This window comes from Streptomyces sp. PTY087I2 (genome assembly GCF_001687325.1).
In the GTDB taxonomy this organism is placed as follows: Bacteria; Actinomycetota; Actinomycetes; order Streptomycetales; family Streptomycetaceae; genus Streptomyces.
In genome coordinates, this window is sequence record NZ_LZRD01000009.1 from 121,595 (window position 1) to 135,349 (window position 13,755).

Genomic DNA, 13,755 nt, shown 5'->3' on the forward strand with positions numbered 1-13,755 from the left:
AACCGCGCGGGTCGGCCTGACTACCGTGGCTGAACTCCGGTTCTTTTCCTTCCCGACTGCCGGGCCTCACCCATCCCGACCCATCCCGTCCCGAGAACCACACATTCGTGGGACATGCGAGAGAGCGTGCCTTGTGGCTGACGTACCTGCCGATCTTGCCGCAGTGTGGCCGCGAGTGCTGGAACAACTCCTCGGGGAGGGCCAGCAGGGCATCGAGCCGAAGGACAAGCAGTGGATCGAACGCTGCCAGCCGCTGGCACTCGTCGCCGACACCGCGCTGCTGGCCGTCCCCAATGAATGGGGCAAGCGCGTCCTGGAGGGCCGGCTCGCACCGCTCATCAGCGAGACGCTGACCCGCGAGTGCGGCCGCCCCATCCGGATCGCGATCACCGTCGACGACTCCGCGGGCGAACCGCCCGCCCCGCCGGCACCCCCGATGCACCAGTCGCACCAGTCGCATCAGTCGCACGGAAGCCAGCAGGACCACCGCTACCCGGCGCCGCCGCGCGACGACGCGCCCCGGGGCGACGCGTACGACGGATACGGGCACCGGCCCTCCGACGACGGTATGCCGACGGCCCGGCCGGCCTACCCCGACTACCAGCAGCAGCGCCCGGAGCCCGGCGCCTGGCCGCGTACCCAGGAGGACCTCTCCTGGCAGCAGCCGCGGCACAGTGCGTACCAGGACCGCGAGCAGCCCGCCGGTGAGCCGTACCGCGAGAGCGAGGCGTACCGGGAGAGCGAGCAGTACCGGGAACAGCCCGCCGAGCAGTGGCGCGAGCCGTACGGAACCGGGCGTCCGCAGCAGCCGGGCCACGACTACCGGTCGCAGCCGCCCGAGCACCAGGGGTACGAACAGCAGCGCCCCGACCGGCAGGACCAGCAGCCGCAGCACCGCCCGACCGGTCCGGGCCACAGCCCCGGGCGCACCGGCGGCTCGGTCCCCGGTCCGATGGGCGCCCAGCCGGCCCCCGCACCGGGCCCCGGCGAGCCGCACGCCCGGCTGAACCCGAAGTACCTCTTCGACACCTTCGTCATCGGGGCGTCCAACCGGTTCGCGCACGCCGCGGCCGTCGCGGTGGCCGAGGCGCCCGCGAAGGCGTACAACCCCCTCTTCATCTACGGGGAGTCGGGGCTCGGCAAGACCCACCTGCTGCACGCCATCGGGCACTACGCGCGGAGCCTCTACCCGGGGACCCGGGTGCGGTACGTGAGCTCGGAGGAGTTCACCAACGAGTTCATCAACTCGATCCGCGACGGGAAGGGCGACACCTTCCGCAAGCGCTACCGCGACGTGGACATCCTGCTGGTCGACGACATCCAGTTCCTGGCGAGCAAGGAGTCGACGCAGGAGGAGTTCTTCCACACCTTCAATACGCTGCACAACGCGAACAAGCAGATCGTGCTCTCCTCGGACCGGCCGCCCAAGCAGCTGGTGACGCTGGAGGACCGGCTGCGCAACCGCTTCGAGTGGGGTCTGACGACCGACGTCCAGCCGCCCGAGCTGGAGACCCGGATCGCGATCCTCCGGAAGAAGGCGGTGCAGGAGCAGCTCAACGCCCCGCCGGAGGTACTGGAGTTCATCGCCTCGCGGATCTCGCGCAACATCCGTGAGCTGGAGGGCGCCCTGATCCGGGTGACCGCCTTCGCCTCGCTGAACCGGCAGCCGGTCGACCTCGGGCTGACCGAGATCGTCCTCAAGGATCTGATCCCGGGCGGCGAGGAGTCGGCCCCGGAGATCACGGCGCCGGCCATCATGGCGGCCACCGCGGACTACTTCGGGCTCACCGTCGACGACCTCTGCGGATCCTCGCGCAGCCGGGTCCTGGTGACGGCGCGCCAGATCGCCATGTATCTGTGCCGTGAGCTGACCGACCTCTCGCTGCCGAAGATCGGTGCGCAGTTCGGCGGCCGCGACCATACGACGGTGATGCACGCGGACCGGAAGATCCGGGCGCTGATGGCGGAGCGCCGCTCCATCTACAACCAGGTCACCGAGCTGACCAACCGCATCAAGAACGGCTGACGAAGCTCTCTCAAGGCGTCTAAGGCGCCTCGCACCGACCTCCCACGGTCCGCGCGAGGCGCCTTTTGTCGTTCCCAGAGGGCCCCGGGAGCCGTCGCAGCAGTCTCCTCCGCACCCCCACTGTTCGAATACGGGCAGCTCAGAGGCCCTTCTCCACAGATGTGCGGGAAATCTTCCGTCCACAGCCTGGGGACCGGGAAGTTGTCCATATTGCGTCCACAGGACCTGCTGCCGATACTCCATCAGGCCAGGTCACATGGTTGGGGATTTGTGGCCAACGATGATCCACAGCCTGTGGACAGAATCTTCGTCCACAGAGGGTCGTCGACGTTGTCCACCGGCGGCCCACAGGCTGGACGGTGTTGTCCCCAGCTTCGCCCTGCTTCTCCACACCTCTGTCCACTGTTCGGCAACGCAACACACGCTCTCACCGCCCGGAGTGAAAGGCGTCACACCAAGGTGCTGGGTTGGGCTGTGGGGAACAGGGGTAAAGCTGGGGACAGGTCTGGGGAGAAGTGGCCCCCTCCTGTGCATCGGGTGTGCAGAACTTTCGTCCGTCCACAGAAGGCCCGGGTTGTCCACGGGTGCCACCCACAGGACCGGTGGACAAAAAACAGTCGCTGACCTGCGCAAACGACGTTATCCACGGTATCCACAAGGCCTACTACTACTACCACCCAGAGTTAGCCAGGAATCCGCTTCGAAGTGGGGCCTGTGTACAACTCGACCGTCGACCGCCGCGAACCTCTTGGCCCGACTTGACCCCGAGCAGCAACGGCTGTCGGTGCCGTACGTCAGACTGGACCCCGGAGCATCCGCCGCCTCGGCAGCGGACTCCGTCCAGACGACGAAGGCCAGCAGGGCGAGCGAGCAACAGCAGGAGGCGGTTCCGGTGAAGATCCGGGTGGAGCGCGATGTACTCGCGGAGGCGGTGGCCTGGGTGGCCCGCAGCCTCCCGGCCCGTCCGCCGGCGCCCGTTCTCGCGGGCCTTCTGCTGAAGGCCGAGGACGGGGCTCTCAGCTTCTCCAGCTTCGACTACGAGGTCTCCGCAAGGGTCTCCGTCGACGCGGAGATCGACGAGGACGGCACGGTGCTCGTCTCCGGCCGGCTGCTCGCCGACATCTGCCGTGCTCTTCCCAACCGCCCGGTGGAGATCTCCACCGACGGTGTGCGGGCCACGGTCGTCTGCGGCTCCTCCCGCTTCACCCTCCACACACTGCCTGTGGAGGAGTACCCCGCGCTGCCGCAGATGCCGACCGCCACGGGCACCGTCCCTGGTGAGGTCTTCGCCTCGGCCGCCGCCCAGGTCGCCATCGCCGCCGGCCGCGACGACACGCTGCCCGTGCTCACCGGTGTGCGGATCGAGATCGAGGGCGACACGGTCACCCTCGCCTCCACCGACCGCTACCGCTTCGCGGTCCGCGAGTTCCTGTGGAAGCCGGAGAACGCCGACGCCTCCGCGGTCGCTCTGGTGCCCGCCAAGACGCTCCTGGACACCGCCAAGGCGCTCACCAGCGGTGACACGGTCACCCTGGCGCTCTCGGGCTCCGGCGCGGGCGAGGGCCTGATCGGTTTCGAGGGCGCCGGGCGCCGCACGACCACGCGGCTGCTCGAAGGCGACCTGCCGAAGTACCGCACGCTGTTCCCGACCGAGTTCAACTCCGTCGCGGTGATCGAGACGGCCCCCTTCGTCGAGGCCGTCAAGCGCGTGGCCCTGGTCGCCGAGCGCAACACCCCCGTACGGCTCAGCTTCGAGCAGGGCGTCCTCATCCTGGAGGCCGGCTCCAGCGACGACGCACAGGCTGTGGAGCGGGTCGACGCGGTGCTGGAGGGCGACGACATCTCGATCGCCTTCAACCCGACGTTCCTGCTGGACGGGCTGAGCGCGATCGACTCCCCGGTCGCCCAGCTCTCGTTCACCACGTCCACCAAGCCCGCCCTGCTCAGCGGCCGCCCGGCCGTCGACGCCGAGGCGGACGACGCGTACAAGTACCTGATCATGCCGGTGCGCCTCTCCGGCTGATCCCGCGTCCCCCGCCCGATCGGGGGACGTTCTCCGCGGCAGTTTCCGGCGGGCCCGCTCGGCGCGGAGCGGGCCCGCCGCGCTGTCCCCGGCCGGGCGTAGGCTCGGTCGTGGGTGCAAACGCCCCGACGCTTATCGCCACGACGCTTAAGGAATCTCTGATGGAGCTCGGTCTCGTCGGCCTCGGCAAGATGGGCGGCAACATGCGCGAGCGCATCCGCCGCGCAGGCCACACCGTCATCGGTTACGACCGCAACCCGGATGTCGCCGATGTCCACAGTCTCGAAGAGCTTGTGGGCAAGCTGAAGGGCCCGCGGGTCGTCTGGGTCATGGTTCCGGCCGGTGCCGCGACCCAGTCCACGATCGACGAGCTGGCCGAGCTGCTCTCGCCCGGCGACATCGTCGTCGACGGCGGGAACTCGCGCTGGACCGACGACGAGAAGCACGCCGTCGAGCTGGGCATCAAGGGCATCGGCTTCGTCGACTGCGGCGTCTCCGGCGGTGTCTGGGGCCTGGAGAACGGCTACGCCCTGATGTACGGCGGCGACGCCGAGCACGTGGCGAAGGTCCAGCCGGTCTTCGACGCGCTGAAGCCCGAGGGCGACTTCGGTTCCGTCCACGCGGGCAAGGTCGGCGCCGGCCACTTCGCGAAGATGGTCCACAACGGCATCGAGTACGCCATGATGCAGGCCTACGCCGAGGGCTGGGAGCTGCTGGAGAAGGTCGACTCCGTCACCGATGTGCGCGAGGTCTTCCGCTCCTGGCAGGAGGGCACGGTCATCCGTTCCTGGCTGCTCGACCTCGCGGTCAACGCGCTGGACGACGACGAGCACCTGGACAAGCTCCGGGGCTTCGCCGCCGACTCGGGCGAGGGCCGCTGGACGGTGGAGGCCGCGATCGACAACGCGGTGCCGCTGCCCGCGATCACGGCGTCGCTGTTCGCGCGGTTCGCCTCGCGTCAGGACGACTCGCCGCAGATGAAGATGATCGCCGCGCTGCGCAACCAGTTCGGCGGGCACGCGGTCGAGTCCAAGACCGAGCACTGATCGGTCCGTCGGCCGCGCGCCGGCGCACAACAACCTGCGAAGCACTGTCGGGAGAGGGTGGCCACCATGCACGTCACGCATCTCTCGCTGGCCGACTTCCGCTCGTATGCCCGGGTCGAGGTCCCTCTCGACCCGGGCATCACCGCGTTCGTGGGGCCCAACGGGCAGGGCAAGACGAATCTCGTCGAGGCCGTCGGCTATCTCGCGACCCTCGGCAGCCACCGGGTCTCCTCGGACGCCCCGCTGGTGCGCATGGGCGCGGAGCGGGCGGTGATCCGGGCGGCGGTGACGCAGGGCGAGCGCTCGCAGCTGGTCGAGCTGGAGCTGAACCCGGGCCGGGCGAACCGGGCCCGTATCAACAGGTCCTCGCAGGTCAGGCCGCGTGATGTGCTGGGCATCGTACGGACCGTGCTGTTCGCGCCGGAGGATCTGGCGCTGGTCAAGGGCGATCCCGGCGAGCGGCGGCGGTTCCTGGACGAGCTGGTCACCGCGCGTTCGCCCCGGATGGCCGGGGTCCGTTCCGACTACGAGCGGGTGCTCAAGCAGCGCAACACCCTGCTGAAGTCCGCGGCGATGGCACGGCGGCACGGCGGCCGCTCGATGGATCTGTCGACCCTGGACGTGTGGGACCAGCATCTGGGCCGGGTGGGCGCCGAGCTGCTCGCGCAGCGTCTCGATCTGATCGCCACGCTCCAGCCGCTGGCCGACAAGGCGTACGGGGACGTCGCGCCGGGCGGCGGTCCGGTGGCGCTGGAGTACCGCAGCTCGGTCGGCGAGGACGTGGGTCCCGAGCGCACCCGCGACGAGCTGTACGAGCAGTTGCTCGCGGCGCTCGCGGGGGTCCGGAAGCAGGAGATCGAGCGGGGCGTGACGCTGGTCGGTCCGCACCGGGACGATCTGCTGCTGGGCCTGCGCGGGATGCCGGCGAAGGGGTACGCGAGTCACGGCGAGTCCTGGAGTTACGCGCTGGCGCTGCGGCTCGCCAGTTATGAGCTGCTGCGTTCCGAGGGCAATGAGCCGGTGCTGGTGCTGGACGATGTCTTCGCCGAGCTGGACGCCCGCCGCCGGGAGCGGCTGGCGGAGCTGGTGGCTCCGGGTGAGCAGGTGCTGGTGACGGCCGCGGTGGCGGAGGACGTACCGGGTGCGCTGGCGGGGACGCGGTACGCGGTGACCGCGGGCGAGGTGGAGCGCGTATGACCGGCCGGGACGAGCAGCCGGGCGGGGCGGGCGCGGTCGGCGGTACGCCGGAGGCCGGGGGCCCGAAGCCGCCCGAGGTGTCCGGGGTCGATCTGGCCCGGGTCGCGTTGCGGGCGGCGAAGGAGCAGGCCAGGGCGCGGGGTGCGGCGGCGCAGCAGAAGAAGCAGGCGCGGCGGGGCGGCGGGCTGCGCTCGGGGGCGCGGTCGGACGGCCGGGATCCCCAGATGCTGGGTTCCGCGATCAGCCGGCTGATCACCGAGCGGGGCTGGGAGACGCCCGCGGCGGTCGGCGGGGTGATGGGCCGGTGGCCGCAGATCGTCGGTGACGACCTGGCGAAGCACTGTGTGCCCCTGCGGTACGACGACGATCCGGCCGCCCGGGTGCTGACGGTGAGCTGTGACTCGACGGCGTGGGCGACGCAGTTGCGGCTGCTGGCTCCGCAGCTGGTGGCCCGGCTGAACGCGGATCTGGGGCAGGGCACCGTACGGATGATCAAGGTGGTCGGGCCGGGGGGCCCGGAGCGCCGGTACGGCCCGTTGCGGGCCCCCGGCAGCAAGGGCCCGGGCGACACCTACGGATGAGCCTCGGGGCGCCGGCCGAGGGCGGCCGCGCCGCCGGGCCGAGGTCAAGGCTGAGCTGCACTTTCGGCGTAAAATTGTCGTGTACCGGGCGAGTTTCTGGGTGGGTTCGTCAGGGTTCGCGCGGTGGGAAACCGGACGGTACGGCCGGAGCGTCCCTCACCGTAGCGGTGGGTTGACAGGCCGAAGCGCTCAAAGCCCTTCAGGGCCTCTTGGAGCCCCTTCCCGAATATGGGGAGTCGTCAGCCGCTCATTCAGGGCGGCACATGCGTACTCAGGTACCGGCAAACCCCCATTCATGTCGGCGCTACCGGTAGACTGGTGAGTAATCCCGCCGCTGAGGCGGGAGTCGTCGATACAAGCCGAACGACGCAGCCGCTCCCGCCTGTCCGGAGAACGGCCTGTGCTGTGCCAGAAAGGGCGCTTCGTGGCCGATTCCGGCAACCCCAACGAGAACATTCCGTCCACCGCCGGTGAGCCGGGCGAGGTCTCCGCCACCTCGTACGACGCCAGCGCGATCACCGTGCTGGAAGGGCTGGACGCGGTCCGCAAGCGACCTGGCATGTACATCGGCTCGACCGGTGAGCGCGGCCTGCACCACCTCGTGCAGGAGGTCGTCGACAACTCCGTCGACGAGGCGATGGCGGGTCACGCGGACACCATCGACGTCACGATCCTCCCCGACGGCGGGGTGCGCGTGGTCGACAACGGCCGCGGTATCCCGGTCGACATCGTGCCGTCCGAAGGGAAGCCGGCCGTCGAGGTCGTGCTGACCGTGCTGCACGCGGGCGGCAAGTTCGGCGGCGGCGGCTACGCCGTCTCCGGCGGTCTGCACGGTGTGGGTGTCTCCGTCGTGAACGCCCTGTCCACCCGGGTCGCCGTCGAGGTCAAGCGTGACGGCTACCGCTGGACCCAGGACTACAAGCTCGGCGTCCCGACCGCCCCGCTGGCGAAGCACGAGGCCACGGACGAGACCGGTACGACGGTCACCTTCTGGGCCGACGGGGACATCTTCGAGACCACCGAGTACAGCTTCGAGACCCTCTCGCGCCGCTTCCAGGAGATGGCGTTCCTCAACAAGGGCCTCACCCTCAAGCTGACCGACGAGCGCGAGTCGGCCAAGGCGACGGCGGGCGCGGACAGCGCCGAGGCGACCGAGGTCCCCGAGGAGGAGGCGACGCGGTCCGTCACGTACCACTACGAGAACGGCATCGTCGACTTCGTCAAGTACCTCAACTCCCGCAAGGGCGACGTCATTCACCAGTCGGTGATCGACATCGAGGCCGAGGACAAGGACCGGCTCCTGTCGGTCGAGATCGCCATGCAGTGGAACACGCAGTACACCGAGGGGGTCTACTCCTTCGCCAACGCGATCCACACGCACGAGGGCGGTACGCACGAGGAAGGCTTCCGCGCCGCGCTGACCTCCCTGGTCAACCGGTACGCGCGCGACAAGAAGCTGCTGCGCGACAAGGACGACAACCTCACCGGTGAGGACGTCCGCGAGGGTCTGACCGCGATCATCTCGGTGAAGCTGGGCGAGCCGCAGTTCGAGGGCCAGACGAAGACGAAGCTGGGCAACACGGAGGCCAAGACCTTCGTGCAGAAGGTCGTCCACGAGCAGCTGACGGACTGGTTCGACCGGAATCCCAACGAGGCCGCCGACATCATCCGTAAGGGCATCGCCGCCTCGACCGCCCGTGTGGCGGCCCGCAAGGCGCGTGACCTGACGCGGCGCAAGGGGCTCCTGGAGAGCGCGTCGCTGCCGGGCAAGCTCAGCGACTGCCAGTCGAACGACCCCACCAAGTGCGAGATCTTCATCGTCGAGGGTGACTCCGCCGGTGGTTCGGCGAAGTCCGGCCGTAACCCGATGTACCAGGCGATCCTGCCGATCCGCGGCAAGATCCTGAACGTCGAGAAGGCCCGGGTCGACAAGATCCTCCAGAACACCGAGGTCCAGGCGCTGATCTCGGCGTTCGGCACCGGGGTCCACGAGGACTTCGACATCGAGAAGCTCCGCTATCACAAGATCATCCTGATGGCGGACGCCGACGTCGACGGCCAGCACATCAACACCCTGCTGCTGACCTTCCTCTTCCGCTTCATGAAGCCGCTGGTCGAGGCCGGGCACGTCTACCTCTCGCGGCCGCCGCTCTACAAGATCAAGTGGGGCCGGGACGACTTCGAGTACGCGTACTCGGACCGGGAGCGCGACGCGCTCGTGGCGCTCGGCAAGCAGAACGGCAAGCGGATCAAGGAAGACTCGATCCAGCGCTTCAAGGGCCTCGGCGAGATGAACGCCGAGGAGCTGCGCGTCACGACCATGGACGTCGACCACCGGGTCCTCGGCCAGGTCACGCTGGACGACGCGGCGCAGGCCGACGACCTGTTCTCGGTGCTCATGGGTGAGGACGTCGAGGCGCGGCGCTCGTTCATCCAGCGCAACGCCAAGGACGTCCGCTTCCTCGACATCTGAGTCGGCCGCACCCGCCACGCCGCAGCTCGAAAGGACTTTGACCAGCAATGGCCGACGAGAACACCCCTGTGACACCTGAATCCGCGACGCCCGACGAGGAGGGCACCGTCCCCGGCGTGGGGATGCGTGTCGAGCCCGTCCAGCTCGAGACGGAGATGCAGCGCTCCTACCTCGACTACGCGATGTCCGTCATCGTCTCGCGTGCGCTCCCCGACGTACGGGACGGCCTCAAGCCCGTCCACCGCCGGGTGCTGTACGCGATGTACGACGGCGGGTACCGCCCCGAGAAGGGCTTCTACAAGTGCGCCCGCGTCGTCGGCGACGTCATGGGTACGTACCACCCGCACGGTGACTCCTCCATCTACGACGCCCTGGTGCGCCTCGCCCAGCCGTGGTCGATGCGGATGCCGCTGGTGGACTCCAACGGCAACTTCGGTTCCCCGGGCAACGACCCGGCCGCCGCCATGCGGTACACCGAGTGCAAGATGATGCCGCTGTCCATGGAGATGGTCCGGGACATCGACGAGGAGACCGTCGACTTCCAGGACAACTACGACGGCCGCAACCAGGAGCCGACGGTCCTGCCGGCGCGCTTCCCGAACCTGCTGGTCAACGGCTCCGCGGGGATCGCGGTCGGCATGGCGACCAACATCCCGCCGCACAACCTGCGCGAGGTCGCCGCCGGCGCCCAGTGGTATCTGGAGCACCCCGAGGCCTCGCACGAGGAGCTGCTGGACGCGCTGATCGAGCGCATCAAGGGCCCCGACTTCCCCACCGGCGCGCTGGTCGTGGGCCGCAAGGGCATCGAGGAGGCGTACCGCACCGGGCGCGGCTCCATCACGATGCGCGCGGTCGTCGCGGTCGAGGAGATCCAGGGCCGCCAGTGCCTGGTCGTCACGGAGCTTCCGTACCAGACCAACCCCGACAACCTCGCGCAGAAGATCGCCGACCTGGTGAAGGACGGCAAGGTCGGCGGCATCGCGGACGTCCGCGACGAGACCTCCTCGCGTACGGGGCAGCGCCTGGTCGTCGTCCTGAAGCGGGACGCGGTCGCCAAGGTCGTCCTGAACAACCTGTACAAGCACACCGACCTCCAGACGAACTTCGGCGCCAACATGCTGGCGCTCGTCGACGGGGTGCCGCGCACGCTGTCGATCGACGCGTTCATCCGCCACTGGGTGACGCACCAGATCGAGGTCATCGTCCGGCGGACGAAGTTCCGGCTGCGCAAGGCCGAGGAGCGGGCGCACATCCTGCGCGGCCTGCTGAAGGCCCTGGACGCCATCGACGAGGTCATCGCCCTCATCCGCCGCTCGAACACGGTGGAGATCGCGCGCGAGGGCCTGATGGGCCTGCTGGAGATCGACGAGCTCCAGGCCAACGCGATCCTGGAGATGCAGCTGCGCCGGCTGGCCGCACTGGAGCGCCAGAAGATCACCGCCGAGCACGACGAGCTCCAGGCGAAGATCAACGAGTACAACGAGATCCTGGCCTCGCCCGCCAAGCAGCGCGCGATCGTCAGCGAGGAGCTGGCGGCGATCGTCGAGAAGTTCGGCGACGACCGGCGTTCCCAGCTGGTGCCCTTCGACGGTGACATGTCCATCGAGGACCTCATCGCCGAGGAGGACATCGTCGTCACGATCTCCCGCAGCGGCTATGTGAAGCGCACGAAGACGGACGACTACCGCTCGCAGAAGCGCGGCGGCAAGGGCGTGCGCGGGACGAAGCTCAAGGAAGACGACATCGTCGACCACTTCTTCGTCTCGACGACCCATCACTGGCTGCTGTTCTTCACGAACAAGGGCCGCGTCTACCGGGCCAAGGCGTACGAGCTGCCGGACGCCGGGCGGGACGCGCGCGGCCAGCACGTCGCCAACCTGCTGGCCTTCCAGCCGGACGAGAAGATCGCCCAGATCCTCGCGATCCGCGACTACGAGGCCGTGCCCTACCTGATCCTGGCGACGAAGGGCGGTCTCGTGAAGAAGACCGCGCTCAAGGACTACGACTCCCCGCGCTCGGGCGGTGTCATCGCGATCAACCTGCGCGAGATGCCGGACGGCGGCGACGACGAGCTGATCGGCGCCGAGCTGGTCTCGGCCGAGGACGATCTGCTGCTCATCAGCAAGAAGGCCCAGTCGATCCGGTTCACCGCGACGGACGACGCGCTGCGCCCGATGGGCCGCGCCACCTCGGGTGTGAAGGGGATGAGTTTCCGCGAGGGCGACGAACTCCTCTCGATGAATGTCGTCCGGCCCGGTACGTTCGTCTTCACCGCTACCGACGGCGGGTACGCGAAGCGGACCCCCGTCGACGAGTACCGCGTCCAGGGCCGCGGCGGCCTCGGTATCAAGGCCGCCAAGATCGTGGAGGACCGCGGATCGCTCGTCGGTGCGCTGGTGGTCGAGGAGACCGACGAGATCCTCGCCATCACGCTCGGCGGTGGTGTGATTCGTACGCGAGTCAATGAAGTCAGGGAGACGGGCCGTGACACCATGGGCGTCCAACTGATCAATCTGGGCAAGCGTGACGCCGTCGTCGGCATCGCGCGCAACGCCGAGGCCGGCCGTGAGGCGGAAGAGGTCGATGGGACCGATGATGCCGAGAGCGAGACGGCCGAGGCCCACGCCGTAAGCGCGGCAGAGGGCACTGTCGAAGGCACGGAGCCTTCGACCGGGGAGCACGAGGAGTAAGAGCGTGAGTGGAGCCACGGGCGCCGGTTCGGCCGCTTCCGGAGCTGGAGCGAACGGTGCCCGTGGCCCTGCCACGGACTCCCAAGGGGGCACTGTGACGGACACACGAGGGCCTCAGCCCCAGTACGAGGGTTACGCGACCGGGCCCCTGCCCGGCGAGCGTGAGCCCGCACCGGGGCCGTCGGGGCCGTACCACCCGCCCCAGGCGTACCAGGCGCCCGGCGGCGGCACCCAGGGCGGCCAGCAGCGCCCCGGACAGGGCGGCGGGACGCTGGGCGGCGCCCAGGCGATGCGCAAGCCGCGCACGGGGGCGCGGACCACGCCCCGCACCCGCAAGGCCCGGCTGCGGGTGGCCAAGGCCGACCCGTGGTCGGTGATGAAGGTCAGCTTCCTGCTGTCGATCGCGCTGGGCATCTGCACGGTGGTGGCGTCGGCGGTGCTGTGGATGGTCATGGACGCGATGGGCGTCTTCGAGACCGTCGGCGGCACGATCAGCGAGGCCACCGGCTCGAACGAGAGCAACGGCTTCGACCTTCAGTCGTTCCTGTCGCTGCCGCGCGTGCTCATCTTCACCTCGGTCATCGCCGTGATCGACGTGGTCCTGGCCACCGCGCTGGCGACGCTGGGCGCCTTCATCTACAACCTGTCGGCGGGCTTCGTGGGCGGCGTGGAGCTCACGCTGGCCGAGGACGAGTAGGGCCGCGGATATCGATTTTGGGACTGGCCCCGACGTGCGCTAATCTTCAGAGGTCAGCGCGGAGCAGTACAGCGCGGCGGGGCTATAGCTCAGTTGGTTAGAGCGCATCCCTGATAAGGATGAGGCCACAGGTTCAAATCCTGTTAGCCCCACCAGACTGAAGGCCCCTCACCGGAGACGGTGGGGGGCCTTTCGCGTGGGCGGGGTGCTCAGCTCTGGGTGGTGTTGCCCAGCTGGACGAGGTAGCCGGGTTCGGGACCGGTGAGTTCCAGCCATCGGGCGGCCGCGAACCAGAGGCTGGTGGGCTCGTCGGCGGTGGGGATCTGGAAGACGGCGTTCACCGGGCCCTTGCTCGCCGGGTTGAGACCGAACGACGGCCGGGGCTTCCCCTGGTCGTACCAGTACTCCTCGTAGGCGCTCGTGAGCTGGACGTCGTTCCGGGTCTGGCTGTAGGCGGTGTCGTCCACGTTGAGGGTGACCGTGTCGTCGGCGGTCCATCTGGCCTCGCCCTTGCCCACGTTGAGCACCTCCATGCGGGCCACGCAGAACTGTTTCCCGTCCTCGGGCGTCGGGGGCTCCGTCGGTGCGCTCAGGGAGTCGTGCGCCAGGACCTTCGGGTCCAGCGGTTCGCCGCAGGTGACGCCCTCGACCGTGATCTCGAACTCGTCGGGCCGTGCCTCGCCGGAGGAATCGATGGTCAGCTTGAACGGCTCCCCGACGGCGGCCCGGCCCAGGACCTCCGCGCCCGGTGGGGCCCCCACGTCCGGGTCGCCGGTCGTCGCCGCCGCGGGTACGGCGCTGCCGGGGCTCGACGACGTACCGGAGGAGGCGGCCGCCCCGCAGGCGGTGACCATGAAGAGCGCGGAGGCGGCGCCGAGGGCCGCGAAGGTACTGCCACGAGAGCTCATCGAACGGTCCTTTCGGCGGGGCGCCGGGTCCATCCATGGTCGTCCGGCCCGTCGTGTGCCGCCCGTCGGCGGTTCGGGCACACGAAAAGGCCCCCGGCCGGTGTGAACCGGACC

Annotated in this window: 9 protein-coding genes and 1 tRNA gene; 9 read left to right on the forward strand and 1 reads right to left on the reverse strand. The window is 69.2% G+C overall.

The annotated features are described in order from the left end of the window. The first annotated feature begins 133 nt into the window (after positions 1–133). From dnaA to A3Q37_RS11910, 9 genes are all read left to right on the forward strand, one after another. Positions 134–2,026: a chromosomal replication initiator protein DnaA gene (gene dnaA, locus A3Q37_RS11870; protein ID WP_079137754.1), complete on the forward strand. Its 1,893-nt coding sequence runs from the start codon at positions 134–136 to the stop codon at positions 2,024–2,026. Between the two features lie 892 nt (positions 2,027–2,918). Continuing rightward, positions 2,919–4,049, forward strand: a complete 1,131-nt coding sequence (gene dnaN, locus A3Q37_RS11875; protein WP_003967886.1) for a DNA polymerase III subunit beta — start codon at positions 2,919–2,921, stop codon at positions 4,047–4,049. Between the two features lie 161 nt (positions 4,050–4,210). Further along, the gene (gene gnd, locus A3Q37_RS11880) at positions 4,211–5,095 is read left to right on the forward strand and encodes a phosphogluconate dehydrogenase (NAD(+)-dependent, decarboxylating) (RefSeq protein WP_065482148.1); all 885 of its coding nucleotides are present in this window, start codon (positions 4,211–4,213) and stop codon (positions 5,093–5,095) included. A 66-nt stretch (positions 5,096–5,161) separates the two neighbouring features. Continuing rightward, complete coding sequence (gene recF, locus A3Q37_RS11885) at positions 5,162–6,292, forward strand: DNA replication/repair protein RecF (protein ID WP_065482565.1); 1,131 nt, start codon at positions 5,162–5,164, stop codon at positions 6,290–6,292. Positions 6,293–6,369: 77 nt separating this feature from the next. Then, the gene (locus A3Q37_RS11890; protein ID WP_024263702.1) at positions 6,370–6,873 is read left to right on the forward strand and encodes a DUF721 domain-containing protein; all 504 of its coding nucleotides are present in this window, start codon (positions 6,370–6,372) and stop codon (positions 6,871–6,873) included. 400 nt (positions 6,874–7,273) lie between these two features. Beyond that, positions 7,274–9,346: a DNA topoisomerase (ATP-hydrolyzing) subunit B gene (gene gyrB, locus A3Q37_RS11895; RefSeq protein WP_065482152.1), complete on the forward strand. Its 2,073-nt coding sequence runs from the start codon at positions 7,274–7,276 to the stop codon at positions 9,344–9,346. Positions 9,347–9,393: 47 nt separating this feature from the next. Beyond that, positions 9,394–12,036: a DNA gyrase subunit A gene (gene gyrA, locus A3Q37_RS11900; protein WP_065482155.1), complete on the forward strand. Its 2,643-nt coding sequence runs from the start codon at positions 9,394–9,396 to the stop codon at positions 12,034–12,036. A gap of 94 nt (positions 12,037–12,130) precedes the next feature. Then, positions 12,131–12,733: a DUF3566 domain-containing protein gene (locus A3Q37_RS11905; protein ID WP_065482158.1), complete on the forward strand. Its 603-nt coding sequence runs from the start codon at positions 12,131–12,133 to the stop codon at positions 12,731–12,733. Between the two features lie 78 nt (positions 12,734–12,811). Continuing rightward, positions 12,812–12,888: transfer RNA gene (locus A3Q37_RS11910), tRNA-Ile, on the forward strand. Positions 12,889–12,942: 54 nt separating this feature from the next. Here the strand turns inward: A3Q37_RS11910 and A3Q37_RS11915 are convergent. Then, positions 12,943–13,641 (reverse strand): hypothetical protein, encoded by a 699-nt coding sequence (locus tag A3Q37_RS11915; protein WP_065482161.1) that lies wholly within the window; start codon positions 13,639–13,641, stop codon positions 12,943–12,945. Positions 13,642–13,755: the final 114 nt, after the last annotated feature.

Excerpts from the sequence above, each read along its gene's own strand:
- gnd (WP_065482148.1), top strand. The coding sequence starts at position 4,211 with ATGGAGCTCGGTCTCGTCGGCCTCGGCAAGATGGGCGGCAACATGCGC.
- recF (WP_065482565.1), top strand. The coding sequence starts at position 5,162 with ATGCACGTCACGCATCTCTCGCTGGCCGACTTCCGCTCGTATGCCCGG.
- gyrA (WP_065482155.1), top strand. The coding sequence starts at position 9,394 with ATGGCCGACGAGAACACCCCTGTGACACCTGAATCCGCGACGCCCGAC.
- A3Q37_RS11915 (WP_065482161.1), bottom strand. The coding sequence starts at position 13,641 with ATGAGCTCTCGTGGCAGTACCTTCGCGGCCCTCGGCGCCGCCTCCGCG.